The organism is Streptomyces boetiae (assembly GCF_031845405.1).
GTDB lineage: Bacteria > Actinomycetota > Actinomycetes > Streptomycetales > Streptomycetaceae > Streptomyces > Streptomyces boetiae.
Genome location: NZ_JAVREN010000004.1, coordinates 196,779 through 222,927, shown reverse-complemented (window position 1 = coordinate 222,927; position 26,149 = coordinate 196,779). Strand labels below are relative to the sequence as shown.

Below are 26,149 nucleotides of genomic sequence, written 5' to 3'. Positions count from 1 at the left end.
CTCAAGGTGCAGGCGGCCGTCCGCGGGCAACGCCCCGCGGGCGTGGCCGGAGGGCGGCTCAGTCGCTCCCACCACACCGTCGTGTCGGCCGGGAGGATCGCGCCCGGGGGGAGCGGGCCGCTGGAGAGCAGGGCCGTTTTGGAGGGAGGCAGGAGGGTGGGGAGGTGGGCGGGGTCGGGGGTGGTGTTGACCGCGCAGGTGACGGCGGAGCCGTCGGGCGCGGCGCGGCGGAAGGCGAGGATGCCGGGGGGTGAGGGGAGCCAGGTCACGTCGTCGCCCGCGCCCAGCGCGGGGTGTTCGTGGCGCAGCAGGAGCGCGGCCCGGTACAGCTCCAGCGTGGAGGAGGGGTCGCCGGTCTGCTCCGCGACGGACAGCTTGCCCCACTCGGCCGGCTGCGGCAGCCAGCTCCCGCCCGCGCCGAAGCCGTAGGAGAGGCCCTGCGCGGTCCACGGCAGCGGCACCCGGCAGCCGTCGCGCAGCCCGTCCTGCCCCTCCTGCCCGTCCGCCCCCGGGCCGCGCCGGAAGAACGCCGGGTCCTGGCGCGCCTCGTCGGGCAGGTCGGTGACCTCCGGCAACCCCAGCTCCTCGCCCTGGTAGAGGTAGGCCGAGCCCGGCAGGGCCAGCATCAGCAGGGTCGCGGCCCGCGCCCGCTCCAGGCCGCCGCCCAGGCGCGTGCGGTGGCGGACCACGTCGTGGTTGGAGAGGACCCACGTGGCCGGGGCCCCGACCGGGCGCACCGCGGCCAGCGCCTCCTCGATGACGCGCCGCAGGCTCTCCGCCTCCCACGGGGCGCTGAGGTAGTGGAAGTTGAACGCCTGGTGCAGCTCGTCGGGCCGGACGTACAGCGCCGTGCGGCCCGCGCTGGGGGTCCACGCCTCCGCGACGCCGATGCGGGCGCCCGGGTACTCGTCCAGGACGCGGCGCCAGGAGCGGTAGATCTCGTGGACCCCGTCCTGGTCGAAGAACGGCAGCACCTGCGTTCCCAGCAGCTTGAGCTGCCCGGTGTGGCCCATGTCGGGCAGGCCCGCGGCCTTGACCAGCCCGTGGGCGACGTCGACGCGGAAGCCGTCCACGCCCATGTCGAGCCAGAAGCGCAGCAGGGAGCGGAACTCGTCGTGGACGGCCGGGTGGTCCCAGTTGAAGTCCGGCTGCTGGGGCGCGAAGAGGTGCAGGTACCACTCGCCGGGCGTACCGTCGGGGTCGGTGGTGCGGGTCCAGGCGGGGCCGCCGAAGATGGACTCCCAGTCGTTGGGGGGGAGCTCGCCGTCGCGGCCCTTGCCGGGGCGGAAGTGGTAGCGCTCGCGCAGCGGGGAGCCGGGACCCTCACGCAGGGCCCGGCGGAACCACTCGTGCCGGTCGGAGGAGTGGTTGGGCACCAGGTCCACGATGATGCGCAGGCCCAGGGCGTGCGCGTCGCGGATCAGCGCGTCGGCGTCGTGCAGGTCCCCGAACATCGGGTCGATGGCCCGGTAGTCGGCGACGTCGTAGCCCGCGTCGGCCTGCGGGGAGGCGTAGAAGGGGCTCAGCCAGACGGCGTCCACGCCCAGGGCGGCGAGGTAGGGCAGCCGGGAGCGGATGCCGGGCAGGTCGCCCATGCCGTCGCCGTTGCCGTCGGCGAAGGAGCGCGGGTAGACCTGGTAGATGACCGCGTCGCGCCACCACGCGGGCGGGGTGCCGGTGCGGGCCGGGGCGGGCGCGGCGAGATGCTGGGTCATGGCTCAGTCCTGAGGTGTCCTGGGGGCCGGGTGCGGCCCGGTTGCGGGTGGGATCGCGCGCGGGCGCGCGCGAAGCGGTGGGGCCGGCCGTTGCGCCGGGTCCTCTCGGGCGGGGTTCACGCCTTGGTGGCGCCCGCGGTGAGGCCCGCCTGGAGGTGGCGCTGGGCGTAGCCGAAGACGAGGGCCGCGGGCACGGCGATGAGGACGGCCGCGGCGGTGAGCAGATGCCAGTCCTGGGTGTGCTGGTTGACGAAGGTCTGGAGGCCGCCGGCGAGGGTGAGGTTGTCCTCGCCGGTGAGGAAGGCCGTGGCATAGGCGACCTCGGCCCAGGCGGTGACGAAGGTGTAGAAGCCGGTGACCGCCAGGCCCGGCCTGGCCAGGGGGAGGATCAGCCGCCAGAAGGTGCCGAAGGGGTTGAGGCCGTCCACGCGGCCGGACTCGTCGATGGCCACGGGGATGGTGTCGAAGAAGCCCTTCATCATCCAGGCGCAGAACGGCACGGCGATCGTCAGGTAGGTGACGATCAGCGAGACCGGCTGGTTGAGCAGGCCGTAGCGGGCCATCAGGTTGTAGAGCGGCACGATGAGGACGGCCATGGGGAACATCTGCGTGATCAGCAGGGTCCACATCAGCGGGCGCATGCCGGGGAAACGGAAGCGGCTGAGCGCGTAGCCGGTGGTGGCGGAGATCAGGACGCCGGCGACGGTGGTGGTGCCCACCACGAGCAGGGAGTTGCCGAACCAGGTCAGGAACGCGGTGTCGCCCAGCACCCGGTCGTAGTTGTCGAGGGTGAAGTCCGCGACCAGGGAGCGGCTGAAGGTCTCGCCGGAGGGCTTGAAGGAGGTGACCAGCAGCCAGAAGGGCGGGAAGACGGCGACGAGGGCCGCCAGCAGCAGCGTGGCGTGCAGGCCGAGGGAGGCCAGCGGGCCGCGCTCGCCGCGGCGGCGGACGCGGCGGGGCGCACGCCGGAAACGGGCGGGTGGCCGGGGATCCCCCGGGATCGTGCCGGTTGCCATCGTCGTCACCAGACCTCTCCCCGCCGGCGCAGCGCCCGGCGGTAGGCGATCGCGAAGAGGACCAGGAGCAGCAGGATCAGCACGCCCCAGGCCGCGGACCCGGCGAAGTCGCGGGGGCTGGAGACGAACGCCAGCCGGAACGCCTCGGTCACCAGGATGTCGGTGGAGCCGGCCGGCCCCCCGCGGGTGAGGAGGAAGATCACCGGGAACATGTTGAAGGTCCAGATGGTGGAGAGCAGCACCACGGTCATGGCGACCGGCCGGACGCCGGGCAGGGTGATGTGGCGGAACCGCTGCCAGGCCCCGGCCCCGTCCATCTCGGCGGCCTCGTACTGCTCGGCCGGGATGGACTGCAAGGCCCCGAGCATGGCGATCAGCATGAACGGCACGCCGAGCCAGACGTTGACGGCGACCACGGAGACCTTGGCCCAGACGGGGTCGTCCAGCCAGGAGACGCCCTCGATGCCCTGGCCGCGCAGGACGGCGTTGAGGATGCCGTTGCGCTCGTTGAAGATCATCCGCCAGGCGAAGACGGAGACGAAGGCCGGGATGGCCCAGGGCAGGATCAGCGCCATCCGGTAGAGGGTCCGGCCGCGGAAGGCGCGGTTGAGGAGCACCGCCAGGCCCAGGCCGAGGGAGAAGGTGACGGCCACGCAGGAGGCGGTCCACAGGACGGTCCAGCCCAGGCGGTCCCAGAAGTCGCTGTCGCGCAGGATCGCGGTGTAGTTGTCCAGGCCGACGAACTCGTAGGTGGCGGGCAGGGTGTTGACGCCGATGCGGCGCTCGACGTTCGACTCGTCCGCGTCGGTGAGGGAGAGCCAGACGCCGCGGACCAGGGGCCAGCCGACGATGGCGGCGGTGACCGCGGCCACGGGCGCGGTCATGGCCCAGGCGTACCAGTGGGTGGCCAGGGCGCGGCGCAGCCGGCCGGGCGGGCGCCCGGAGGAGCGCGCGGCGCCGGTGGAACGCCCCGGGCGGGCCGCGCGGGTCCGGCCGGAGGGGGCGGGGGGCCCTTCGAGGGCGGCGGCGGGCTCGGCTGCGGATGCGGCGGTGTCGGCCATGGCGGGTCCCCTCACTCCCAGTCCTCGAGCAGCTCGCGGTAGGCGTCCCCGGTGTCGGAGGCGGCCTCCTCGGGAGAGGCGGAGCCGGTGAGCATGGCCTCGACGGCCTCGCGCAGCGGCTCGAACAGGGACTGGGCCTGCGGGATCCAGGGGCGTTCACGGGCGGTGTCGACGGCGGGGCGGAAGAACTCGACCATCGGGTCGCCGGCGACGGAGGGCTCCTCGTAGACGGAAGCGCGGGTGGGCAGGAGGCTCAGCTCCTCGGTGACGCGGCGCTGGACGTCGGGGGAGCTCATCCAGCGGACGAACTCCAGGGAGGCGTCGGCCTCGGGCGTTCCGGCGTAGACGGCGTAGTTCCAGCCGCCGAGGGGGGCGCCCTGGTCGGCGGCGCCGGCGGGGACGGGGGCGACGCCCAGGTCCTCGCCCAGGGCCTCGGCGGCGTCGGCCAGCGCCCAGGGGCCGTTGACCATCATGGCGACCTCGCCGGAGGCGAAGGCGGACATCATGTTCTCCCAGCCGTCGCTGGTGTCGGTGGTGGCGGCGCCGGAGTCGACCAGATCGCGCAGGGCGCGGAAGGCCGCCACGCCGGAGGGGTCGTCGACGGTGACGCGCTCGGCGCGGGCGTCCACGAGGTCGCCGCCCTCCCCGTAGAGGAAGGGCAGGAACCAGTAGGGGTCGTCGCCGCGGACGTACAGCGGGGTGGTGCCGACGGCCTCGAACTCCTCGGCGGAGGCCTCGACTTCGGCCAGGGATGTCGGCACGTCGACCCCGGCCTCCTCCAGCAGGGCGCGGTTGTAGAACAGGGCGAGGGTGTCGGTCACCTGGGGGACGGCCCAGGTGGTGCCCTCGTAGACGGTGCTGGCCCGGGCGGTGTCGAGGAAGTCCTCCTCGTCCTGCAGGGCGCGGGTGCCGTCCAGCGGGTAGAGGTAGCCGAGGCTGGCGAAGTCGGCGACCCAGGCGACCTCGGTGCGCATGACGTCGGGGGCCTCGTTGGCGCCGGCCGCGTTCTTGAAGCGGTTCTGGGCGTCGTCGAAGCCGATGTTGACGTAGTCCACGGTGACGCCGGGGTGGCGGGTCCCGAACTCCTCGGCCAGGGCCTGGAAGACCTCCGCCTCGGTCTCGTTGGAGGTGTCCCAGAAGGTGACGGTGCCGGACAGCTCGCCGTCGCCGCCGCCCGAGCCGGCTCTCTGCTCGCTCCCGCAAGCCGTTGCAGCAAGCGTCAACGCCAGGATGAGGGCTGCACCGAAGGGTTTCGCTCCTATGCCGCGCCGCATGTGAACTCCTTCTGCCGGTTTGCCCGTTCCAGGGCCGACGGCCTCCGGCCCCGGCGTCGCGCCCTTGCGGCGCTGGGCTGGGCAGGAACGTAACAGCGGGGGAAGGCTTTGGAAAGTTCTTGCGGCAACTTTCAGGAAGCAGGGGGCGCGCGGCGGAGCGGCGCCCGGGGGCGGGGGGCTCAGCGGGGACACGCGGGGGTGCACGCGGGGGCACGGCGGGGGCACGGCGGGATGCCAGCGGGCGGCGGCGCCCGGTACAGTCCCCCTCTGTGACCGCACGGCTTGCCGACATCGCAGCCCAGGCGGGGGTGAGCGAGGCGACGGTCAGCCGGGTTCTCAACGGCAAGCCGGGCGTCGCCGCCGCCACCCGCGAAACCGTGCTCGCCGCTCTGGACGTGCTGGGGTACGAGCGGCCCGCCCGGCTGCACAAGCGCAGCGCCGGGCTGGTCGGCCTGGTGATTCCCGAGCTGGAGAACCCCATCTTCCCCGCCTTCGCGCAGGTGATCAGCCAGGGCCTGACCGGGCGCGGGTACACGACGCTGCTGGCCACGCAGACGCCGGGCGGCTCCACGGAGGACGAGCTGACGGCGATGCTCGTGGAGCGGGGCGTGGCCGGGATCATCTTCATCTCCGGGCTGCACTCCGACACCAGCGCGGACATGGAGCGCTACGAGCGGCTGCGCGGCAACGGCGTTCCTTTCGTGCTGGTCAACGGCTACTCCTCGAAGGTGCGCGCGCCGTTCGTCTCCCCGGACGACCGGGCGGCGATGCGGCTGGCCGTCACGCACCTGGCCTCGCTGGGGCACCGGCGGATCGGGCTGGCCGTGGGGCCGGCGCGGTTCGTGCCCGTGCTGCGGAAGATCGAGGGCTTCCTGGCGGCGGTGCGGGAGGAGCTGCGGATGCCCGAGGAGGAGGCGCGGGGGCTGGTGGCGCACTCGCTGTTCAGCCTGGAGGGCGGGCAGGCCGCCGCGACCGAGCTGCTGCACCGGGGGTGCACGGCGGTGGTGTGCGCCAGCGACATGATGGCGCTGGGCGCGATCCGGGCGGCGCGGGAGCGGGGCCTGGCCGTGCCGGAGTCCTGCTCGGTGATCGGCTTCGACGACTCCCCGCTGATCGCGTTCACCGACCCGCCGCTGACCACGATCCGGCAGCCGGTGGCGGCGATGGGGCAGGCGGCGGTGCGGGCGCTGCTGGAGGAGATCGGCGGCACGCCCGCGCCGCCCACGGAGTTCGTCTTCCTGCCGGAGCTGGTGGTGCGCGGGTCGACGGCCGCCGCGCCGGTCGCGCGCCGGGCCTGAGGGCCGGTCACCGGGCGGGACCTGGGGGAACCCTTCCGGGGCGGCTCGGTCCCGCGGAGGAGACGGCGGGCCGAAGACCAGACCGGAGGATGATCGGTCCGGCGTCAGCCCTCTGGCAGACTGTGGGCCCATGGGGGCAATCAGTGTCAGGCCGGAAGATGAGCAAGTGGACGTGGCGGAGCCGGTGACGGAGCAGAGCACGCAGACGCCCGCCGGCGCGCACGCGCTGGACGTTCGCCCGGCCCGGCGGCTCGGCCCGCGCTGGATGCCCCGGCGGCCCCGGCTGTGGTTCGAGCTGATCCTGATCGCCGTCAGCTACGGCACGTACTCGATGATCCGCAACGCCGCCCCCGACCGCTCCGCGCAGGCCCAGGAGCACGCGCGCTGGATCTGGGACGTGCAGGGCGCGCTCGGCCTGGCCTTCGAGCGCTCGGTCAACCACGCCGTGGAGGGCGTGACCTGGCTGATCGTCTCGATGAACTACTACTACGCCACCCTGCACTTCGTGGTCACCATCGCGGTGCTGGTCTGGCTCTTCCGCAGCCACCCGGGCCGGTACGGCGCGACGCGGCTGGTGCTCTTCGCCACCACGGGCGTGGCCCTGCTGGGGTACTACTTCTACCCCCTCGCGCCGCCGCGGCTGATGGAGGGCATGGACTTCATCGACACGGCCACCGTCCACAACACGTGGGGCTCACTGTCCGCCGAGGGCAGCACGATGGCCTCGGTCTCCAACCAGTACGCGGCGATGCCCTCCATGCACATCGGCTGGTCCCTGTGGTGCGGGATCACCATCTGCGTGCTGGCCCGCCCGCTGTGGCTGAAGATCCTGGGGGCGCTGTACCCGGCGGTGACGCTGCTGGTGATCGTCGCGACCGCGAACCACTTCTGGCTGGACGCGGTGGGCGGGATGATCTGCCTGGGCTTCGGCTACCTCGTCGCCCGGTGGTGGTACGGCCGCGCCTGCTACCGGCTGCCCCGGCAGGTCCCCGGGCCCCGGCCCGCCGCCAGGACCGCCGCGGCGGCGGCCTCCTAGAGACGGCGGCCGGGCCGGGCGTTGCCCCGCCGGGCCCCGCGCCTCGCCTCTCGTAGGGTCAGCTCTCGTAGAACAGCCGCTCCACCACGCCCCGGGCGTGCCGGGTGGTGCGCCGGTAGTCGTCCAGCATCCGGCCGACCCCGCCCGGCTCGTACCCCAGGTAGCGGGCCACGGCCGCGGACTCGCGCGGGTCGGTGGGGAAGGTGTCCATCGGCCGGCCGCGCACCAGCATCACGGCGTTGCGCACCCGGGAGGCCAGCACCCACGCCTCGTCCAGCACCTGTGCGTCATCCGGCTCCAGCAGCCCGGCCTCCCGGGCTGCGGCCAGCGCGGCGCGGGTGCGGGTGGTGCGCAGCGCGGGGACCTCGCCGCCGTGCCGCATCTGGAGGAGCTGCGCCGTCCACTCGATGTCGGACAGGCCGCCGCGCCCGAGCTTGGTGTGGGTGGCGGGGTCGGCGCCGCGCGGCAGGCGCTCGGCCTCCATCCGCGCCTTCAGCCGCCGGATCTCGCGCACCGCCTCCTCGGGCAGGCCGCCGGCGGGGTAGCGCAGCGGGTCGGCCAGGGCGATGAACCGCTCCCCCAGGCCCACGTCCCCCGCCACCGGCTGGGCGCGCAGCAGCGCCTGGCTCTCCCAGACCAGGGACCAGCGCCGGTAGTAGGCGGCGTAGGAGGTGAACGACCGCACCAGCGGCCCGCTGCGGCCCTCGGGGCGCAGGGCGGTGTCGATCAGCAGGGGCGGGTCGTTGCTCGGGAGCTGGAGCAGCCGGATCAGTTCGTTCGCGATGGCGAACGCGACCTGGGCGGCGCGCTGCTCCCCCGCGCCCTCGGCCGGCTCGTGGACGAAGACGACGTCCGCGTCGGAGCCGTAGCTCAGCTCGTGCCCGCCGAAGCGGCCCATGGCGATGACGGCGAGCCGGCAGGCCGCGGCGTCCTCGGGGCTCTGGGCGGCGGTGGCGGCGTGCAGGGCGCCGGCGAGGGTGGCCGCGTTGATGTCGGTGAGGGCGTTGCCCACCTGGTCGAGCGCGGCGGCGTGTTCGAGCGGGGCCGCCTCGACGGCGGAGGCGCCCTCGGGGGCGTAGGCGCCGACGATGTCGGCCGCGGCGGTGCGGAACAGCTCCCGCCGCCGCACCCCGCGGGCCACGGCCACGGCGTCCTCGGGCGTGGCCGCGCGGCCGACCGCGGCGCGGATCTCCTGGTGCAGCGCGGCCCGCGGCCGGGGCCGCAGGCCCTCGGGGTCGCCCAGCAGGGCCACGGCCTCGGGGGCGCGCAGCAGCAGGTCGGGGGCCAGGCGGCCGGCCGACAGGACGCGGGCGAGGTTCTCGGCGGCGGCGCCCTCGTCGCGCAGCAGCCGCAGGTACCAGGGGGTGGTGCCCAGGGCGTCGGAGACCTTGCGGAAGCCGAGCAGCCCGGCGTCGGGGTCGGCCGAGTCCGCGAACCGGTCCAGCAGCACCGGCAGCAGCGTGCGCTGGATGGCGGCCTTCCGGGTGACGCCGGAGGCGAGCGCGGCCAGGTGGCGCAGGGCTGCGGCGGGGTCGGAGTACCCCAGGGCCTCCAGGCGCTCGTGCGCGGCGTCGGTGCCCAGGCGCGCCTGGCCGGCCTCCAGGCGGGCGACGGCGTCCAGCAGCGGGCGGTAGAACAGCTTCTCGTGCAGGCGGCGGACGGCCGAGGCGTGGCGGCGCCAGGCCGCGTTCAGCTCCTCGACGGGCTCGACGGTGAAGCCGAGGGAACGCCCGAGGCGGCGCAGCTCGGGCTCTTCCGTGGGCATCAGGTGGGTGCGGCGCAGGCGGTGGAGCTGGAGGCGGTGCTCGGCGGTGCGCAGGAAGCGGTAGGAGGCGTCCAGGGAGGCGGCGTCCTGGCGGCCGACGTACCCGCCGGCTGCGAGGGCGGCCAGGGCGTCCAGGGTGGCGCCGCCGCGCAGCTCGGGGTCGGTGCGGCCGTGCACGAGCTGGAGGAGCTGGACGGCGAACTCCACGTCGCGCAGGCCGCCGGGCCCCAGCTTCAGCTCCCGCTCGGCCTGGGCGGCGGGCACCGAGCTCTCCACCCGGCGGCGCATCTGCTGCACGTCGGGGACGAAGTTCTCCCGCTCCACGGCCTGCCAGACCAGGGGGCCGACGGCCCGGGCGTACTCCTCGCCCAGCTCGGCGTCCCCGGCCACCGGGCGGGCCTTGAGGAGGGCCTGGAACTCCCAGGTCTTGGCCCAGCGCCTGTAGTAGGCGAGGTGGCTGCTGAGGGTGCGCACCAGCGGGCCGTTGCGCCCCTCGGGGCGGAGGTTGGCGTCCACCTGCCATATGGTCCCCTCGGCCGTGGTGTCCGAGCAGACCCGCATCATCCGGCTCGCGAGCCGGGTGGCGGCCTGGAGGGCGGGGCCCTCGCCGGTGCCCTCGGCGGGCTCGGCGACGAAGATCACGTCCACGTCGGAGACGTAGTTCAGCTCGCGCCCGCCGCACTTGCCCATGCCGATGACGGCCAGCCGGCACAGGGCGGCGTCCCCGGGGGCCTCGGCGCACGCGATGCGCAGGGCGGCGCGGAGCGTGGCGGTGGCCAGGTCGGCCAGCTCGGCGGCGGTCTCGGCGAAGCCGCTGCTGCCGGTGAGGTCGCGGGCGGCGATGGTCAGCAGGGCGCGGTAGTACGCCCGGCGCAGCGCGTCGGGGTCGGCGGCCCCGGCGAGGGCGGCCTCGAACTCCGCGAGGCCCGGGTGCAGGTCGGCCGTTTCGAAGGCGACGAGGGCCTGCCACTCCTCGGGGTGGCGGGCGAGGTGGTCGGCCAGGCCCTCGGAGGCGCCGAGCACGGCGAGGAGGCGGTCGCGCAGCGGCTTGGCGGCGGCCAGGGTGTCGACCAGCCGGGAACGCCCGCCCTCGGGCTGGGCCTCGACCAGCCGGACCAGTCCGGCCAGGGCCAGGTCGGGGTCTGCGGTGGCGCCCAGGCCGTCCAGCAGCGCGGCGTCCTCCCCGGCGGCGCCGAGGACGCCGGAGTCCAGCAGCCGGACGGCCTGCGTCGGGTCGGTGAACCCGCGCCGGAGCAACTGCCCGAACCGGCTGTCCCGCCGTCGGCCCACCGGCGCACCCGCTGTCACGTGTCGTCCGTCCCTGCTGCTGCTCGCGGCTCTGGTCCGCCTCTCACGATACGGCGGGACGCGCGGGCGGGGCACAGGGCCCGGACGTGATGCCGGTCCGGGCAGCCCGGCCGGGTCCCCCGCCTGGGCTGCCCGGACGGCGCGGGGCCCGTTCAGCCGTCGCGGCGCACCCGCAGGGAGCGGTGGCGGTTGAGGGCCGCGGCGATCTCGAAGCGGCGCGGGACGGCGAAGTCGTCGTCGCGCAGGCCCAGCAGCGCGGCGGCCGGGTCCTCGCCGCCGAGGTCCGCCTCCAGCAGGTCCAGGGCCTGGGCGAGCGTGCGGCGGCCGTCGAGGTGCCCGCGGCGCACGGCCAGCTCCAGGGCCAGGCCGACGCCCAGCAGGTGCGGGGAGTCGGCCAGTTGCTCCACCGCGCGCACGTCGATCTCCTCCTCGCCCAGCACGAGCTGGTCGGTGCCGCGGGCGCGGACGCGGGTGCGCCCGCGGGCCGAGGAGTCCAGGCTCGCCGGGTCGGGGCTGCGGTGCACCACGCCGGGGAAGGTCCCGGCCTCGGCGCGCCGCCCGGTGGGGACGGCGGCGATCTCGCGGGCCCTGCGGGTGACGTCCGAGGGCCGGTAGGCGTCCAGCATCAGGACCCGGTCGGCCACCTCCAGGTAGTCGCCGGAGCCCCCCATGACCAGGATGGTGGAGACGCCGTGGTCGCGGTGCAGGGAGCGGACCGTGTCCACCAGCGGCGTCAGCGGCTCGCGCTCGCGGGCGACGAGGGCCTGCATCCGGGCGTCGCGGATCATCAGGTTGGTGGCGGCGGTGTCCTCGTCGATCAGCAGGACGCGGGCTCCGGCCTCCACGGCCTCGCAGAGCGCGGCGGCCTGGGAGGTGGAGCCCGAGGCGTTGACCGTGGAGAAGTCGGCCGTGTCGGAGCCGTCGGGGAGGCGGTCGACGAACGCGTGGACGTCCACCCGGGTCACCCGGCGGCCGTCCTCGGCGCGCAGCTTGACCGTGTCGGCGCGGGCGACCACCCGTTCGCGGCCGTCGCCGGGCACGTGGTCCCAGATGCCGGACTCCAGGGCGCGCAGCAGCGTGGACTTGCCGTGGAAGCCGCCGCCGACGATCAGCGTGACGCCCTCGGGGATGCCCATGCCGGTGACGGGCCCGGCGTTCGGGGCCGTGAGGGTCACCCGCAGCTCCTCCGGGGAGGCGAAGGGGATCACTCCGGGCCCGGCGGCGGGCAGGTCGGAGGCGCCGGAGCGGCGCGGCAGCACGGAGCCGTCCGCGACGAAGGCCGCCAGGCCGTGGGCGGGCAGGGCGCGGCGCAGCGCGTCGGAGTCCTCGACCGCCTCGACGAACGCCCGCGCCTCGCCCGGGTCCAGGGCCGCGTGCCGCAGGGCGCGTTCGGCCACGCGCGGCAGGGCCTCGCACAGCAGGCGGCGCGCGGTGCGGGCGTCCACGCGGCGGCCGTGGCCTGGCAGGGAGACGCCCAGGCGCAGCGTGACGGCCCCGTCCCCGGGGGCGATCCGGCAGGAGGAGCGGTCCAGGACCTCCTGGCCGCCGCTGTCGAGGTGCAACGCCCGCTCGCCGGCCGTCGCCTCGGCGGCACGCCGCAGGAGGTGCGCGGCCAGGGCCCGGCGCCGCACGGGCGTGGACCACAGCTCCGGGGGGAACGCGGCGAGCGGGGCGGGCACGCGCAGCGCGACCCTCGCGGGCGGGGCGAAGGGGTCGGCCTGGGCGCGCAGCAGCTCCACCTCCCAGCCGTCGGGCAGGCGCCAGCGGCCGACCAGGTCGCGGTACCGGCCGTAGGGGGCGCCCTCCAGGCGGTCCAGCTCGGCGGCCAGGTCGCCCGCGTGGACGCGCGCCTCGCCACCCCGCTCGCCCGCTCGCTCCAGGCCCGCCCGCTCCTCGCCCCGGCCCGCGCCGCCCCCGGCGTGGCCGCGCGGCCCGTGGCCGCCGCCGGGCCGTCCGCCGCCGCCCTGACCCCGTCGGCCGTGGCCCCGCCACGGCCCTCCCCGCTGCGTCATCGCGTCCCCTCCGCCGTTCCGGGCCGCCGTCCGGCCCGCGGCCGATTCTCGCGCAGCCGGGCCGGGCCCCCGTCATCCGCGCCGGCCCCTTGGAGCGGCGGCGCGGCGCTGCTTCAATCCTGTGCATGCCCGCGACGCCCGCCCCCGCCGAGGAGTCCGTGCTGGTGCGGCGGGACGGGCCGGTCACCACGGTCACGCTGAACCGGCCCGAGGTGCGCAACGCCGTGGACCGGGACACCGCGGAGGCGCTGGCCGCCGCCTTCCGCGCCTTCGACGCCGACCCGGGCGCCTCGGTGGCCGTGCTGCACGGCGCGGGCGGGACGTTCTGCGCGGGCGCGGACCTCAAGGCGGTGAGCGCCGGGCGGGGGAACCGGGTGGCGCCGGACGGAGACGGGCCGATGGGCGTGACGCGGATGCGGCTGTCCAAGCCGGTGATCGCGGCGGTGGAGGGGCACGCGGTGGCGGGCGGCCTGGAGCTGGCGATCTGGGCGGACCTGCGGGTGGCGGGCGAGGACGCGGAGTTCGGGGTGTTCTGCCGCCGCTGGGGCGTGCCGCTGATCGACGGCGGCACGGTGCGGCTGCCGCGGCTGGTGGGCGCGGGGGTGGCGATGGACCTGGTCCTGACGGGGCGGCCGGTGGACGCGGCCGAGGCGCTGCGCATCGGACTGGTCAGCCGGGTCGTCCCGGCGGGCGGCGCCCTGGCGGCGGCCCTGGCCCTGGCGGAGGGACTGGCGGCGTTCCCCCAGGACTGCCTGCGCCACGACCGCCTCTCGCTCCTGGAGGGCGAGGACCTCCCCGAACCGGCGGCCCTGGCCAACGAGTTCGCCCACGGCCTGGTCCCCCTGGCCTCCGAGGCGGCCCGCGGCGCCACCCGCTTCGCCGACGGCGCGGGCCGCCACGGCACCTTCGGGCCCTGACGGCCGCGGTCAGCCGGTCCCGGCGGGAGGGTCGGCCAGGACGCCGCTGAGCATCCCGGTGGCCTGTCCGACCTCGATGAGGTAGCCGTCGGGGTCGCGCAGGTAGCAGCGCAGCTCGGCCTTGCGGTCCAGCGGCGGGGTCAGGAACCGCGCGCCCTTGGCGCTCCACTCCCGGTGGCAGGCGGCGATGTCGGCCACCCGGAGGTTGAGGAAGCTGTGCGCGGTGGCCGGGTCGGCGGGCGGGGTCAGCGTGACTCCGGGCTTGTCGGGGGTCGGCCCGCCGCCGGGGTTCATGATGATCCAGCCGTTGGCCAGCCGGACGATGCAGGGGTTCTCCTCCAGGACCACCTCGCCGCCGAGCAGGTCCGCGTAGAACGCCCGGGACCGGGCCACGTCCGCGACGGTCAGGAAGTGGGTCATCAGCAGCCCCGCCTCCGGGGCGGGCAGCTCGTCTCGTCGCACGCGGTTCCCCTCGGGCTGTGGTCCACCGTTTCCCCCAGAGTGGACACCCAGCCCGCGCCCGGCCACACGGACGCGGCATCCGGGTCGCTCCCCGCGCTGGGCCCGGCTAGAGCACCGGGAGGTTCTTGCGCCGCTCGAAGGCCGTGACCTCGGAGCGGTACTCCTCCCACTCCTGGCGCTTGTTGCGCAGGAAGAAGTCGAAGACGTGCTCGCCCAGGGTCTCGGCGACCAGCTCGCTGTGCTGCATCAGCTGGATGGCCTCGCCGAGGTTCTGCGGGAGGGGCTCGATGCCCAGGGCGCGGCGTTCGCGGTCGGTGAGGGCCCAGACGTCGTCCTCGGCGCCGGGCGGGAGCTCGTAGCCCTCCTCGACGCCCTTGAGGCCGGCGGCCAGCAGGACGGCATAGGCGAGGTAGGGGTTGCAGCCGGAGTCCAGCGAGCGGACCTCGATGCGGGTGGAGCCGGTCTTGCCGGGCTTGTACATCGGGACGCGGATGAGGGCGGAGCGGTTGTTGTGGCCCCAGCAGATGTAGGAGGGGGCCTCGCCGCCGGCGCCGGCGGGGCGCTGGGCGCCGCCCCAGATGCGCTTATAGGAATTCACCCACTGGTTGGTGACGGCGGCGGTCTCGCCCGCGTGCCGCAGCAGTCCGGCGATGAACGACCGGCCGATCTTGGAGAGCTGGAATTCCGCGCCGGTCTCGTGGAAGGCGTTGCGGTCGCCCTCGAAGAGCGAGAGGTGGGTGTGCATGCCGGAGCCGGGGTATTCGGAGAACGGCTTGGGCATGAACGTGGCCTGCACGCCCTGCTCCAGCGCGACCTGCTTCATCACCAGGCGGAACGTCATGATGTTGTCCGCCGTGGAGAGCGCGTCGGCGTACCGCAGGTCGATCTCCTGCTGGCCGGGCGCGCCCTCGTGGTGGGAGAACTCCACCGAGATGCCCATCGACTCCAGCATGGTGATGGCCTGGCGGCGGAAGTCCATGCCGACGTTCTGCGGGGTGTGGTCGAAATACCCGGAGGAGTCGGCGGGGGTGGGGCGCGAGCCGTCCACGGGCTTCTCGTTGAGCAGGAAGAACTCGATCTCGGGGTGGGTGTAGAAGGTGAAGCCGAGGTCGGAGCTCTTGGCCAGGGCCCGCTTGAGGACGTAGCGCGGGTCGGCGTAGGAGGGGGAGCCGTCGGGCATGAGGATGTCGCAGAACATCCGCGCGGTGCCCGGGGATTCGGCCCGCCAGGGGAGGATCTGGAAGGTGCTGGGGGCCGGCTTGGCGATCATGTCGGACTCGTGCACGCGGGCGAAGCCCTCGATCGCGGAGCCGTCGAAGCCGATGCCCTCCTCGAACGCCTGCTCCAGCTCGGCCGGGGCGACCGCGACGGACTTGAGGAAGCCGAGTACGTCGGTGAACCACAGGCGCACGAAGCGGATGTCCCGCTCTTCCAGCGTGCGCAGCACGAACTCCTGCTGCTTCTCCATTTCCACCATTCCTCGCTGGTCAAGACGGCTCTGTCACCGGCCGCGGGGTCCCGCCGGGCCCCCGAGCATCCCATCACAGGATTTCCGCGGCGTTGCACATGCGCGACCGGGGGAGGCCCGCCACCCATTGTGGGGCACTCCACACCGCACCGCCGAGTCGCCCCGTTGCGCCGGTGCGCGCCCCCCATAATGTCAATCGGACGATTACACTCGGGGGCGTGCCTCAGCTACGTATCGCCCTCAATCAGACCGACTCCTGCGTCGGGGACCTGGCCGGCAACGCGGACGCCGTGCTCCGCTGGACGCGGCAGGCCGCCGAGCGCGGCGCGCACCTCGTGGCGTTCCCCGAGATGATGCTGACCGGCTACCCCGTGGAGGACCTGGCGCTGCGCCCGTCCTTCGTCTCCGCCAGCCGGGCCGCCCTGCGCGGCCTCGCGGCCCGGCTGGAGAGAGAGGGCCTGGGCGACGTTCCGGTCGTCGTCGGCTACCTCGACCGCTCCGAGGCCGAGGAGGTCCGGGAGAACGCCGGGCAGCCGGCCGGAGCCCCGCGCAACGCCGCCGCCGTGCTGCACCGCGGCGAGGTGGCACTGACGTTCGCCAAGCACCACCTGCCCAACTACGGCGTGTTCGACGAGTTCCGGTACTTCGTGCCGGGCGAGACCCTGCCGGTGGTGCGGGTGCGCGGCGTGGACGTGGCGCTGGCCATCTGCGAGGACCTGTGGCAGGACGGCGGCCGGGTCCCGGCGGCCCGGGCGGCGGGCGCGGGCCTGCTGCTGGCCATCAACGCCTCGCCCTACGAGGTGAACAAGGACGACACCCGTCTGGAGCTGGTCCGCAAGCGGGCCCAGGAGGCGGGCTGCGTGCTGGCGTACCTGGCGATGATGGGCGGCCAGGACGAGCTGGTCTTCGACGGCGACTCGATCGTGGTGGACCGCGACGGCTCGGTGATCGCGCGGGCCGGGCAGTTCGCCGAGGAGTGCCTGCTGCTGGACCTGGACCTTCCGGCGGCGGAGGAACGCCCGCGCTCGGGCGTGGCCGGCGACGGGCTGCGCATCGACCACGTGACCCTCGGCGCCGCGCCGGTGGAGCCCTACCCCGTGGAGTACCCCGGCGCCGTGGCCCCCCGGATGGAGGACCCGGAGGAGATCTACCAGGCGCTGGTGACGGGGCTGCGCGCCTACGTCGTCAAGAACGGCTTCCGCTCGGTGCTGATCGGGCTCTCCGGCGGCATCGACTCCTCGCTGGTGGCGGCCCTGGCCTGCGACGCGATCGGGCCGGCCAACGTCCACGGCCTGTCCATGCCCTCGCACTACTCCTCGGAGCACTCGCGCAGCGACGCGGCCGAGCTGGCCCGCCGCACCGGCCTGAACCTGCGCACGGTCGAGGTGGCGCCGATGTTCGACGCCTACATGTCCGCGGTGGAGCTGACCGGGCTGGCCGAGGAGAACCTCCAGTCCCGGCTGCGCGGCACGCTGCTGATGGCGGTCTCCAACCAGGAGGGCCACATCGTGCTGGCCCCGGGCAACAAGAGCGAGCTGGCGGTGGGTTACTCCACCCTCTACGGCGACTCGGTCGGCGCCTACGGCCCCATCAAGGACCTGTACAAGACGGGCGTCTACCGCCTGGCCCGGTGGCGCAACGAGGCGGCGGCCCGCCGCGGCGAGACCCCGCCGATCCCGGAGAACTCCATCTCCAAGCCGCCCAGCGCGGAGCTGCGCCCGGGCCAGTTGGACACGGACTCGCTGCCGGACTACGACGAGCTGGACCGGGTCCTTGAGCTGTACGTGGACCGGGACCTGGGCCGGGAGGAGATCATCGCGGCCGGGCACCCGGAGGCGCTGGTCACCCGCATCCTGCGGATGGTGGACACGGCCGAGTACAAGCGGCGCCAGTACCCGCCGGGCACGAAGATCTCCCCGAAGGTCTTCGGCAAGGACCGCCGCCTGCCGATCACCAACCGCTGGCGGGAGCACGCCTGAGGCCCGTCCCGGGGCGGGGCCCCGGCCCCGGCGTCAGAGGTCGACGCGGGCGGCGACCGGCAGGTGGTCGCTGCCCGTGGCCGGCAGGGTCCAGGAGGACACCGGCTCCAGGCCGCGCACCAGGATCTGGTCGATCCTGGCCATGGGGAACCCGGCCGGCCAGCTGAAGCCGAAGCCCTCCCCCGCCGCGCCCTGGGTGGAGCGTAGCTGCGAGGTGAGCGGGGCGAGCGCGCCGTCGTTCATCGTCCCGTTGAGGTCGCCCAGCAGGAGGGTGCGCGGCACCGTCTCGGAGGCGATGGCCCGGGCCAGCCTCTCGGCGGCGTCGTCGCGCTGCCCGGCGGTGAACCCGGCCCGGAACTGCACCCGGACCGAGGGCAGGTGCGCCACGTAGACGGCCACCTCGCCGTCGTCGGTGGCCACCGTGCTGCGCATCGCCCGGGTCCAGCCCATCCCGATGTCCACCGGGGCGGTCCCGCTGAGCGGGTACCGGCTCCACAGCCCGACCGTGCCCTGCACGGTGTGGAAGGGGTGGCTGGCGGACAGCGCCTCCTCGTAGGTGGCCACCTCGCCCTGCGGCAGCTCCTGGAGGGCGATCACGTCCGCCTCGGACTCGGCCAGGCGGCGGGCGGTCTCGGCCGGGTCGGCGTTGTCGGCGTCCACGTTGTGGCTGACGACCATCAGCGCGCCGCCCTCGCCGGACTTGTCGACCAGCAGCCCGCCGAAGAGGTCCACCCACACCAGCGCGGGCACCAGCACGGCGACCACCGCGGTGGCCGAGCGGCGCAGCACCCCGCACAGGGCCAGCGCCGGGATGGCCAGGCCGAGCCAGGGCAGGAAGGTCTGGAGCAGGCTGCCGAGGTTGCCGATCTCGTTGGGGATGCGGGAGTGGACCAGCATCACCAGGGCCAGGGCCAGGGAGAGCCCGGCGATCCACCAGCCGCGGCGCCACCGGCCGACCCGGTCCCGCCAGCGCGGCGCGCCGTCCCCCGGGGGCGTGGCGTTCCCCTCGTCCCCCGGCTCGGCCGGCCCCCCGGCGCCGTCGTCGCCGTCCCGGGCGCCGCCGCTGCCGGCGCCGCCCTCGTCCCGCCGGATCCCAGGGGTGTCCACACGTGCCATCCGCTGCCCTCGCTGCCCGTCGCCCTCCCCCCGGGAACCCCGCCGCGACCCCCGGGCGCCTGTGATCCGCCTCACCGGAAACGGATACCGGTGCAGGGGAGGACGACGACGGGCCGGTGCGGGGTTCCGTTATATCAGCCCCCTCCTCCCGCCCCTTTCCCGTAGCAGCCCGTCGGTGTCACCATGGGGGTCGATCCGGGGACGCCTCTATGGCGCTTCGAGACGACGAACAGGAGCGGCGCTATGACCAGCGCGATCACACAGCAGACCCCTGCCCAGGCGCAGCCCGGGCTCTACGGCGGCAAGAGCAGCCGCAGGATCACCGTCCGTGACATCGCCGCAGCCAAGCGGCGCGGCGAGAAGTGGCCGATGCTGACGGCCTACGACGCGATGACCGCCTCCGTCTTCGACGAGGCCGGGATCCCCGTGATCCTGGTGGGCGACTCGATGGGCAACGCCCACCTCGGGTACGAGTCCACCGTGCCGGTCACGCTGGAGCAGGTGACGATGCTCTCCGCGGCGGTGGTCCGCGGCACCCGGCGGGCGATGGTCGTGGGCGACCTGCCGTTCGGCTCGTACCAGGAGGGCGCGGTGCAGGCCCTGCGCAGCGCCACGCACCTGGTGAAGGAGGCCGGGGTGGGCGCGGTGAAGCTGGAGGGCGGCGAGCGTTCCGCCGACCAGATCCGGCTGCTGGTGGACTCGGGCATCCCGGTGATGGCCCACGTCGGGCTGACGCCGCAGTCGGTGAACGCCTATGGCGGGCACCCGGTCCAGGGCCGCGGCGAGGAGGCGGCGCAACAATTGCTGCGGGACGCCAAGGCCGTTCAGGACGCGGGGGCGTTCGCGGTGGTGCTGGAGCTGGTGACGGCGGAGCTCGCCTCCGAGGTGCGGCGCAGCCTGCACATCCCGACCGTGGGCATCGGCTCGGGCGCGGACTGCGACGCGCAGGTGCTGGTGTGGACCGACATGGCCGGGATGACCGACTGGCCGGGCGGCCGGACGCCGCGGTTCGTCAAGCAGTACGGGCAGCTCCGGCAGGCCCTGGGCGACGCGGCCCGCGCCTTCGCCGACGACGTGGTGGGCGGCGCCTACCCGGCGGAGGAGCACAGCTTCCACTGATCCCGCCCGCCGGGAAGAAGAGGCACGACGCTAGGGCGTGTCCGCAAAGTCGCGCTGGATCAGCGCGGCGGCTGGTGCGTGCGATCGCAAGGCACCGGATCGCCACTCGTACTGGGCGTACTTGGGCGATTCGGGAACGCAGCGAGCGTGCGTGCCAGGCGTCGCGCGCCCGGCGGGACTTTGCGGACACGCCCTAGGCCCGGGGGGAGGCTCCCCGGGCCTTGCGGTGGTAGTACCAGGCCATGTTGGAGGCCAGGCCGGCCAGCAGGACCCACACCAGGCCGAGCCAGTTGCCGCGGGAGAAGGAGAGGACCGCGGCGGCGGCGGTGAGCGCGCACAGCAGCAGGGCGTACCGGGCGAGGCGGCGCTGCCGGGCGGCGGTGTCGGGCTGGGGCATCGGCGGGGACTCCAGGGGTGCGGCGGTGCGGGTACTGCGTGCGGTGCGTGCGGTGCGTGCGGTGCTTGCGGTGCTTGCGGAACGCGCGGCCTGGCGGGCGTTCACAGGTCGGTGAGGCGGATGCCGGCGTGCGCCTTGTAACGGCGGTTGACCGAGATGAGGTTGGCGACCAGGGCCTCGACCTGGTGGGCATTGCGCAGCCGCCCGGCGTAGACGCCGCGCATGCCGGGGACGCGCCCGGCCAGCGCCTGGACGATCTCGCAGTCGGCGCGGCGCTCGCCGAGCACCATGACGTCGGTGTCGATCTTCTCGACGGCCGGGTCCTGGAGGAGCACGGCGGAGAGGTGGTGGAAGGCGGCGGTGACGCGGGAGCCGGGCAGCAGCGCGGCGGCCTGCTCGGCGGCGCTGCCCTCCTCGGGGACGAGGGGGTGGGCGCCCTTCCTGTCGAAGCCGAGGGGATTGACGCAGTCCACGACGAGCTTGCCGTCGAGATCCTCGCGCAGCTCGCGCAGGGTGGCGGCGTGCCCCTCCCAGGGGACGGCCACGATCACGACGTCGCTCGCGCGGGCGCAGGCGGCGTTGTCCAGGCCCCGCACGCCGTGGCCGAGGGCGGCGGCGGCCTCCTCGGCGCGCCCGGCGGCGCGGGAGCCGAGGATGACCTGCTGCCCGGCCCTGGCCAGGCGGTAGGCCAGGCCGCGGCCCTGGTCCCCGGTGCCGCCCAGGACGCCGACCACCAGGCCGGAGACGTCGGGCAGGTCCCAGGGGTCCCGGGGCGGTGCGTCACTCGTCGTCATGCGGGCATCGTCCCACCCCCACGGGTGGTGCTCAACGGCCGCCCTGCGGATCTCAGGGTCCGTCCCCGCCGTCCTGGTCGCCGCCCTCGCCGGGCGGTTCGTCGTTCCAGCGGGGGTCGTTGCGCCAGTCGGTCTCGCGTTCGCGGGCGGTGTCGAGGGCGTGCGCGGCCTCCTCGCGGGTGCCGTAGGGGCCGAAGCGGTCCTTGGCGGGGCACTCGGGCCCCTCCTCGACCGTGCCGTGCCTGAGGCAGTAGTACCACTCGCCGGGGCGGCCGGCGCCTCTGCGCCGGAAGAGAGCAGCCATGTCCTCATCCTGCCCGCCCGTACACTCGATTGCATGTCTGGCCAGTCACTTCTCGTCCCGGGCACGATCTCGCCGGCCCGCGCCGTCCCTTCGGCGATCCCCCGCCCCGAGTACGTCGGCCGCAAGGCCCCCGCGCGGTACTCCGGCCCCGACGTGCAGGACGCGGACACGATCCGGCGGATGCGGGAGGCGGGCCGGGTCGCGGCCCGCGCCCTGGCGGAGACGGCCGCGCACATCAGGCCGGGCGTCACCACCGACGAGCTGGACGAGGTGGCCCACGCCTACCTGTGCGGGCAGGGGGCCTACCCCTCGACGCTGGGCTACCGCGGCTTCCCCAAGTCGCTGTGCACCTCGGTCAACGAGGTGATCTGCCACGGCATCCCGGACTCCACGGTGCTGCGCGCCGGGGACATCGTGAACCTGGACATCACCGCGTTCACCGGCGGGGTGCACGGGGACACCAACGCCACGTTCCTGGTCGGCGGCGAGGAGGCGGTGGAGGAGGAGTCGCGGCTGCTGGTGGAGCGCACGCGGGAGGCGCTGAACCGGGCGATCCGCGCGGTGCGCCCGGGACGGCAGATCAACGTCATCGGCCGGGTCATCGAGTCCTACGCCAAGCGGTTCGGGTACGGCGTGGTGCGGGACTTCACCGGGCACGGCATCAACAGCGCCTTTCACTCCGGGCTGATCGTGCCGCACTACGACGACCCGCGCGCGACCACGGTGATGGAGCCGGGGATGACGTTCACCATCGAGCCGATGCTGACGCTGGGCACCCACGAGTGGGAGATGTGGGCGGACAACTGGACGGTGGTCACCAAGGACCTCCGGCGCACGGCGCAGTTCGAGCACACGCTGGTCGTCACCGAGAGCGGCGCGGAGATCCTGACGCTGCCCTGACCCCCCCTGACGCCGCCCCGGGGCGGGCGTTCGGCCCGGCGTCGCGAAGGCCCCGCGGTGAACCCTTGACTTAGGCAAGCCTAAGTTGTGACCATGGGCCTCCCCGTGCAAGGAGGTCCGCCGTGACCGTGCTCGAAGCAACGCCCTTCTCCGCCCTGATCCGCGCGGCCTCGCGCCGGCAGCACGAGGAGGCCGAGACCTCCCCGTTCATCGCGGACCTGCTGGGCGGGCGGCTGGGGCTGGCGGCCTTCCGGCGGTACACCGAGCAGCTGTGGGTCGTCTACCGCGCGCTGGAGGCGGCGGCCGACCGGCTGGCCGGGGACCCGGTGGCGGGGCCGTTCGTCCGCCCCGAGCTGTTCCGCACCGCCGCCCTGGAGCGCGACCTCGACCACCTCCACGAGGGCGGGGACTGGCGGGCGGCGCTGCGCCCGCTGCCGGCGACCGACGCATACGCCGCGCGGGTGCTGCAGGTCGCGCGGGACTGGCCCGGCGGCTACGTCGCCCACCACTACACCCGCTACCTCGGGGACCTCTCCGGCGGCCAGGTGATCCGCTCGGCCGCCGAGAAGACCTGGGGCCTGGCGCACCGGGGCGACGGCGTGCGCTTCTACGTCTTCGAGGCGATCGGCAACCCGGCGGCGTACAAGCGGGACTACCGCGCCCGGCTGGACGCGCTGCCCGTGGACGGCCCGGAGCGGCTGCGGATCGTGGAGGAGTGCCGGCGCGCCTTCGCGCTGAACACCGGCCTCTTCCGCGAGCTGGCCGGGTCCGCTCCGCGAGCTGAGTGAATATTTCCGATAAGCGCGTTTTCTGCTTCGTGCCCTCTGGCCCGCGCGGGACGCTGTGGCCTTGGAACGCGGCCCACCGCGCCGCCGACCAAGCGGTCATCCACGCGGTCACCCCGAGGAGCACGCCCTGGCTACGTCCCTTCCCCGCAGCCGCGCCCGCCGCCGGGCCCGGGCGTGCTGCGCCCTGCCCGCGGCCCTGCTGGCCGCCGCGGCCTGCGGCACGGCCGCCGGCTCCGCCGCCGTCGACCCCCAGGCGGTCGGCCCGGCCTCCGGCCGCATCACCTGGTACGCCATCAACTTCGGGCCCGAGGGCCTGCCCGAGCGGCTGATCTCCGCCTTCGAGGAGGACCATCCCGACATCTCCGTGGAGTACCAGCCCGCCCCCAACAACACCGACACCATGCGGGCCACCCTGACCACCGAGATCTCCGGGGGGTCGGGGGCCATCGACGTCTACAACGGCGACATCATCTGGCCCGCGCAGTTCGGCTCCGCGACGCTGGCGATGCCGCTGGACGAACACCTGCCCGACGACTTCTGGGACCGCTACCCCGAGCAGCGGGCCGAGGCCGTGGAGTACGAGGGCGAGCACCTGGCCGCCCCGCTCTACGGCGACGCCGGCTTCCTCTACTACCGCAAGGACCTGCTTCAGCGGCACGGCCTGGAGGTCCCCCGCACCTGGGAGGAGCTGGCCGAGACCGCCGCCCGCCTCCAGGACGAGGGCGAGGTGAAGTACGGCTACGTCGCCCAGTGGGCCAACTACGAGGGCCTGACGGTGAACTGGACCGAGCTGTCCGCCGCCGCCGGGGGCCGCAGCATCTCCCGGGACGGCGACCGCGCCGCCATCGACTCCCCCGCCAACCGGCGGGTGCTCGACTTCATGCGCGGCATGCTCCAGGACGACGTCGTCCCCTCGGCCACCAACAGCTTCCAGGAGCCGCAGTCCCTGCAGACCTTCGTGGAGGGCGACGCCGCCTTCCACCGCAACTGGTCCCACGGCTACAGCGAGTCCAACAACCCCGAGGTCTCCCGGGTCGCCGGCAAGGTCGGCGTCGCCCCGCTGCCCGCCTTCGAGGGCGAGGAGCCGCCCGGCCCCTCCGCCCTGGCCGGCTGGAACCTCATGGTCAACCCGCACAGCGACGCGGTCGGCGCGGTCCTGGCGTTCATCGAGTGGATGACCGGCGACGAGGCCCAGCGCATCCTCGCCGAGAACACCGTCCTGCCCGCCGTGCGGGACGTGCTGGAGGACCCCGGCCTGCGCCGCGAGAACCCCGTGCTCGACCTGGCCGCGGACGTGCCGCTGGTCGCCCGGCCCGCCGAGACCCCGCGCTACGCCCAGGTCAGCAACGGCATCTTCACCAACCTCAACGCGGCCCTCACCGGTGCCACCTCGCCCCGCTCCGCCCTGCGCGCGGCCGAGGAGGACATCCAGCGGGCCCTGGAAGGCGACGCCCTATGAGACGCGGCGAGCGCGCCCGCCGGCAGCGGCGGGCGCGGAAGGACGCCGGCGCGGTCGCCTACGGGCGCTCCCCGGCCGGCCGGCTGGCCGACCGGCTCAGGGGCCGCGCCGAGCCCGGCGGGGCGAGGGCCGCCGCGGCCGGCGGAGGAACGGGGCCGTCGGGGGACGACCGCACCGATCTGGAGCGGCGCTTCGCGCGCCTGGGCTGGGTCTTCACCTGGCCGGCCCTGGTGGTGGTGCTGGCCGTCACGCTCTTCCCCATCGCGTTCTCCGTCGCGATGAGCCTGAGCAACGTCAGCGTCTCCTCCGGGGGCTTTCGGCTCTCCGGCTTCACCACCGACCACTACACGCTGCTGCTGGGCTCCGGCCGCTGGCGGCACGCGCTGATCTTCACCGTCCTCTACACGGTCGGCACCGTGATCGCCGAGCTGGTGCTCGGCACGGTCATCGCCCTGGTCCTGGAACGCCTGGGCGGGCCGGGACGCGGCTGGATGATGGCCCTGCTGCTCCTGCCCTGGGCCATGATCACGGTGGTCTCGGCGCAGCTGTGGGCGTACATGTACAACGGCGTCTACGGCGTGCTGACCTCCTTCTCCGAGGCGGTGACCGGGGAGCCCGTGCAGTTCCTCGGCACCCGCTGGCCCGCCGTGCTGTCCATGGCCGCCGCGGACGTGTGGAAGACCACGCCCTTCGTGGCGATCATCGTGCTGGCCGGGCTGATGATGCTGCCCAACGACGTCACCGAGGCCGCCACGGTGGACGGCGCCGACCCGTGGACGGCGTTCTGGCGGGTGCGGCTGCCGCTGCTGCGCCCGGCGCTGACCATCGCCGTCCTCTTCCGCATCCTCCAGGCGTTCGGCCTGTTCGACCTGCCCTTCGTGCTCACCGGCGGCGGCCCGGGACAGGCGACCGAGTCCCTGGCCCTGCTGGGCTGGCAGGTGATGTTCACCAACCTCGACTTCGGCCCCGGCGCGGCGGTGGCCGCGAGCACAGCGGCGCTGGTGCTCGTCGGCTGCCTGCTCTTCCTGCGCGCCTTCAAGGCCCGGGTCGGCGACGAGGAGTCCGGCACATGACCGCCACCGCGCCCGCGACGACCGCGCGCACCACTGCCCCCGCCCCCTCCCGGCTGCGACGCCTGGCGGGAGCGTTCACCTGGACGCGCCTGGCCGCGCTGCTGATCGCCCTGTTCGTGGCCGCGCCCCTGTACTGGATGGCCGTCAGCTCGCTGAAGGGCCTGGACGAGGTGGGGGCCAACCCGCCGACGCTCTGGCCGGACCGGATCACCTTCGACAACTACCGCGAGGCCTTCGCCGAGAACAACTTCGGCACCTACCTGCTCAACTCCGTGCTGGTCTCGATCGTCGCCACGATCCTGGTGCTCGGGCTCAGCTCCTTCGCCGGCTACGCCCTGGCCCGGCTGCCGCTGCGCGGTAAGGCGCCGATCATGGTGGCGCTGCTGATGATCTCCCTCTTCCCCACCATCGCGCTGGCCGCGCCGCTGTTCCTGCTGATGCGCGAGCTGGGCTGGCTCAACAGTTACCAGGGCCTGATCCTGGTCTACACGGCGCTGAACGTGCCCTTCGCCATCTGGATCCTGCGCAACTTCTTCCTGGGTATCCCCAAGGAGATGGAGGAGGTCGCCTGGGTGGACGGCGCCTCGCCGGTGCGCACCGTGCTCTTCGTGATCCTGCCGCAGGCCAGGCCCGGCATGTTCACGGCGGCGATCTTCACGTTCACGGCCTGCTGGACGGAATTCCTCATCGCCCTGACCCTGAACACGGCGGACCGGTACCGCACGATGCCCGTCGGGGTGGCGCTCTTCGGCAGCCAGTTCACGATCCCCTACGGAACGATCTTCGCCGCGGCCACCGTGTCCGTGCTGCCCATCGCGCTGCTCGTCCTGATCTTCCGCCGCGCCGTCGTCTCGGGTCTCACGGCCGGCGCGGTCAAGGGCTGAGGGG

The 26,149-nt window shown here is 74.3% G+C and carries 22 protein-coding genes; 10 read left to right on the top strand and 12 right to left on the bottom strand.

Translation table 11 applies throughout. The features are described 5' to 3' along the window. The 4 genes from RM780_RS04705 to RM780_RS04690 all read right to left on the bottom strand — a co-directional run. A partial coding sequence (locus RM780_RS04705) for a glycoside hydrolase family 13 protein (RefSeq protein WP_311629178.1) occupies window positions 1-1,715 on the bottom strand: 1,715 nt, incomplete at its 3' end. A gap of 116 nt (window positions 1,716-1,831) precedes the next feature. Continuing rightward, the gene (locus RM780_RS04700; protein WP_311629192.1) at window positions 1,832-2,731 is read right to left on the bottom strand and encodes a sugar ABC transporter permease; all 900 of its coding nucleotides are present in this window, start codon (window positions 2,729-2,731) and stop codon (window positions 1,832-1,834) included. 5 nt (window positions 2,732-2,736) lie between these two features. Continuing rightward, window positions 2,737-3,615, bottom strand: a complete 879-nt coding sequence (locus tag RM780_RS04695; RefSeq protein ID WP_311629191.1) for a carbohydrate ABC transporter permease — start codon at window positions 3,613-3,615, stop codon at window positions 2,737-2,739. A gap of 188 nt (window positions 3,616-3,803) precedes the next feature. Then, on the bottom strand, window positions 3,804-5,066 hold the full coding sequence (locus tag RM780_RS04690; RefSeq protein WP_311629177.1) for an extracellular solute-binding protein: 1,263 nt from the start codon (window positions 5,064-5,066) through the stop codon (window positions 3,804-3,806). A gap of 269 nt (window positions 5,067-5,335) precedes the next feature. Here RM780_RS04690 and RM780_RS04685 point away from each other — a divergent pair, with 269 nt between their 5' ends. Both RM780_RS04685 and RM780_RS04680 read left to right on the top strand, forming a co-directional pair. Then, window positions 5,336-6,364 carry a LacI family DNA-binding transcriptional regulator gene (locus RM780_RS04685; protein ID WP_311629176.1) on the top strand — a complete coding sequence of 343 codons (1,029 nt, stop codon included), beginning with the start codon at window positions 5,336-5,338 and terminating at the stop codon, window positions 6,362-6,364. Between the two features lie 130 nt (window positions 6,365-6,494). Further along, window positions 6,495-7,400, top strand: a complete 906-nt coding sequence (locus RM780_RS04680; protein ID WP_394812882.1) for a phosphatase PAP2 family protein — start codon at window positions 6,495-6,497, stop codon at window positions 7,398-7,400. Between the two features lie 58 nt (window positions 7,401-7,458). Here the strand turns inward: RM780_RS04680 and RM780_RS04675 are convergent, their stop codons facing one another. Then, window positions 7,459-10,473 (bottom strand): bifunctional [glutamine synthetase] adenylyltransferase/[glutamine synthetase]-adenylyl-L-tyrosine phosphorylase, encoded by a 3,015-nt coding sequence (locus RM780_RS04675; protein WP_311629175.1) that lies wholly within the window; start codon window positions 10,471-10,473, stop codon window positions 7,459-7,461. A gap of 152 nt (window positions 10,474-10,625) precedes the next feature. Further along, window positions 10,626-12,485 (bottom strand): ABC-ATPase domain-containing protein, encoded by a 1,860-nt coding sequence (locus RM780_RS04670; RefSeq protein WP_311629174.1) that lies wholly within the window; start codon window positions 12,483-12,485, stop codon window positions 10,626-10,628. A gap of 125 nt (window positions 12,486-12,610) precedes the next feature. Between RM780_RS04670 and RM780_RS04665 the strand changes: the two genes are divergently transcribed. Next, window positions 12,611-13,402 carry a crotonase/enoyl-CoA hydratase family protein gene (locus tag RM780_RS04665; RefSeq protein ID WP_311629173.1) on the top strand — a complete coding sequence of 264 codons (792 nt, stop codon included), beginning with the start codon at window positions 12,611-12,613 and terminating at the stop codon, window positions 13,400-13,402. Window positions 13,403-13,411: 9 nt separating this feature from the next. Here the strand turns inward: RM780_RS04665 and RM780_RS04660 are convergent, their stop codons facing one another. Both RM780_RS04660 and glnA read right to left on the bottom strand, forming a co-directional pair. Beyond that, window positions 13,412-13,864 carry a VOC family protein gene (locus tag RM780_RS04660; RefSeq protein WP_311629172.1) on the bottom strand — a complete coding sequence of 151 codons (453 nt, stop codon included), beginning with the start codon at window positions 13,862-13,864 and terminating at the stop codon, window positions 13,412-13,414. A 106-nt stretch (window positions 13,865-13,970) separates the two neighbouring features. Continuing rightward, window positions 13,971-15,332 (bottom strand): type I glutamate--ammonia ligase, encoded by a 1,362-nt coding sequence (glnA, locus tag RM780_RS04655; RefSeq protein WP_311629171.1) that lies wholly within the window; start codon window positions 15,330-15,332, stop codon window positions 13,971-13,973. 218 nt (window positions 15,333-15,550) lie between these two features. On the opposite strand from glnA, the gene RM780_RS04650 reads away from it, so the two are divergent. Next, complete coding sequence (locus RM780_RS04650) at window positions 15,551-17,311, top strand: NAD+ synthase (RefSeq protein WP_311629170.1); 1,761 nt, start codon at window positions 15,551-15,553, stop codon at window positions 17,309-17,311. Window positions 17,312-17,344: 33 nt separating this feature from the next. Here the strand turns inward: RM780_RS04650 and RM780_RS04645 are convergent, their stop codons facing one another. Then, window positions 17,345-18,427 (bottom strand): endonuclease/exonuclease/phosphatase family protein, encoded by a 1,083-nt coding sequence (locus tag RM780_RS04645; RefSeq protein ID WP_394812881.1) that lies wholly within the window; start codon window positions 18,425-18,427, stop codon window positions 17,345-17,347. Between the two features lie 243 nt (window positions 18,428-18,670). Here RM780_RS04645 and panB point away from each other — a divergent pair, with 243 nt between their 5' ends. Next, window positions 18,671-19,546, top strand: coding sequence for a 3-methyl-2-oxobutanoate hydroxymethyltransferase (panB, locus tag RM780_RS04640; RefSeq protein ID WP_311629168.1), 876 nt, complete (start codon window positions 18,671-18,673; stop codon window positions 19,544-19,546). A gap of 193 nt (window positions 19,547-19,739) precedes the next feature. Here panB and RM780_RS04635 read toward each other — a convergent pair whose 3' ends face one another. The 3 genes from RM780_RS04635 to RM780_RS04625 all read right to left on the bottom strand — a co-directional run bounded on the left by RM780_RS04635 (window position 19,740) and on the right by RM780_RS04625 (window position 21,041). After that, a complete protein-coding gene (locus RM780_RS04635) occupies window positions 19,740-19,943 on the bottom strand; it encodes a hypothetical protein (protein WP_311629167.1) in 204 nt (67 codons plus the stop codon). 101 nt (window positions 19,944-20,044) lie between these two features. Then, entirely contained in the window at window positions 20,045-20,737 is a 693-nt protein-coding gene (gene npdG / locus RM780_RS04630) for an NADPH-dependent F420 reductase (RefSeq protein ID WP_311629166.1), read from the bottom strand. A gap of 52 nt (window positions 20,738-20,789) precedes the next feature. Continuing rightward, entirely contained in the window at window positions 20,790-21,041 is a 252-nt protein-coding gene (locus tag RM780_RS04625; RefSeq protein WP_311629165.1) for a hypothetical protein, read from the bottom strand. A 33-nt stretch (window positions 21,042-21,074) separates the two neighbouring features. Between RM780_RS04625 and map the strand changes: the two genes are divergently transcribed. The 5 genes from map to RM780_RS04600 all read left to right on the top strand — a co-directional run bounded on the left by map (window position 21,075) and on the right by RM780_RS04600 (window position 26,145). Further along, window positions 21,075-21,941, top strand: coding sequence for a type I methionyl aminopeptidase (map, locus tag RM780_RS04620; RefSeq protein ID WP_311629164.1), 867 nt, complete (start codon window positions 21,075-21,077; stop codon window positions 21,939-21,941). Window positions 21,942-22,063: 122 nt separating this feature from the next. After that, window positions 22,064-22,729, top strand: coding sequence for a biliverdin-producing heme oxygenase (locus RM780_RS04615; protein ID WP_311629163.1), 666 nt, complete (start codon window positions 22,064-22,066; stop codon window positions 22,727-22,729). A 61-nt stretch (window positions 22,730-22,790) separates the two neighbouring features. Further along, on the top strand, window positions 22,791-24,188 hold the full coding sequence (locus tag RM780_RS04610) for an ABC transporter substrate-binding protein (protein WP_311629162.1): 1,398 nt from the start codon (window positions 22,791-22,793) through the stop codon (window positions 24,186-24,188). Beyond that, window positions 24,185-25,261 (top strand): carbohydrate ABC transporter permease, encoded by a 1,077-nt coding sequence (locus tag RM780_RS04605; RefSeq protein ID WP_311629161.1) that lies wholly within the window; start codon window positions 24,185-24,187, stop codon window positions 25,259-25,261. The genes RM780_RS04610 and RM780_RS04605 overlap by 4 nt, the downstream gene beginning before the upstream one ends. Continuing rightward, entirely contained in the window at window positions 25,258-26,145 is an 888-nt protein-coding gene (locus RM780_RS04600; protein WP_311629160.1) for a carbohydrate ABC transporter permease, read from the top strand. Before RM780_RS04605 ends, RM780_RS04600 begins: the two co-directional genes overlap by 4 nt. The last annotated feature ends 4 nt before the right edge of the window (window positions 26,146-26,149 follow it).

What these genes read in the sequence shown, in the direction of transcription:
- RM780_RS04665 (WP_311629173.1), top strand. Translation starts at nt 12,611, where the DNA reads ATGCCCGCGACGCCCGCCCCCGCCGAGGAGTCCGTGCTGGTGCGGCGG.
- RM780_RS04680 (WP_394812882.1), top strand. Translation starts at nt 6,495, where the DNA reads ATGGGGGCAATCAGTGTCAGGCCGGAAGATGAGCAAGTGGACGTGGCG.
- npdG (WP_311629166.1), bottom strand. Translation starts at nt 20,737, where the DNA reads ATGACGACGAGTGACGCACCGCCCCGGGACCCCTGGGACCTGCCCGAC.
- glnA (WP_311629171.1), bottom strand. Translation starts at nt 15,332, where the DNA reads ATGGAGAAGCAGCAGGAGTTCGTGCTGCGCACGCTGGAAGAGCGGGAC.
- RM780_RS04690 (WP_311629177.1), bottom strand. Translation starts at nt 5,066, where the DNA reads ATGCGGCGCGGCATAGGAGCGAAACCCTTCGGTGCAGCCCTCATCCTG.
- RM780_RS04625 (WP_311629165.1), bottom strand. Translation starts at nt 21,041, where the DNA reads ATGGCTGCTCTCTTCCGGCGCAGAGGCGCCGGCCGCCCCGGCGAGTGG.
- RM780_RS04605 (WP_311629161.1), top strand. Translation starts at nt 24,185, where the DNA reads ATGAGACGCGGCGAGCGCGCCCGCCGGCAGCGGCGGGCGCGGAAGGAC.
- RM780_RS04695 (WP_311629191.1), bottom strand. Translation starts at nt 3,615, where the DNA reads ATGACCGCGCCCGTGGCCGCGGTCACCGCCGCCATCGTCGGCTGGCCC.
- RM780_RS04600 (WP_311629160.1), top strand. Translation starts at nt 25,258, where the DNA reads ATGACCGCCACCGCGCCCGCGACGACCGCGCGCACCACTGCCCCCGCC.
- RM780_RS04635 (WP_311629167.1), bottom strand. Translation starts at nt 19,943, where the DNA reads ATGCCCCAGCCCGACACCGCCGCCCGGCAGCGCCGCCTCGCCCGGTAC.
- RM780_RS04700 (WP_311629192.1), bottom strand. Translation starts at nt 2,731, where the DNA reads ATGGCAACCGGCACGATCCCGGGGGATCCCCGGCCACCCGCCCGTTTC.
- map (WP_311629164.1), top strand. Translation starts at nt 21,075, where the DNA reads ATGTCTGGCCAGTCACTTCTCGTCCCGGGCACGATCTCGCCGGCCCGC.
- RM780_RS04645 (WP_394812881.1), bottom strand. Translation starts at nt 18,427, where the DNA reads ATGGCACGTGTGGACACCCCTGGGATCCGGCGGGACGAGGGCGGCGCC.
- RM780_RS04670 (WP_311629174.1), bottom strand. Translation starts at nt 12,485, where the DNA reads ATGACGCAGCGGGGAGGGCCGTGGCGGGGCCACGGCCGACGGGGTCAG.
- panB (WP_311629168.1), top strand. Translation starts at nt 18,671, where the DNA reads ATGACCAGCGCGATCACACAGCAGACCCCTGCCCAGGCGCAGCCCGGG.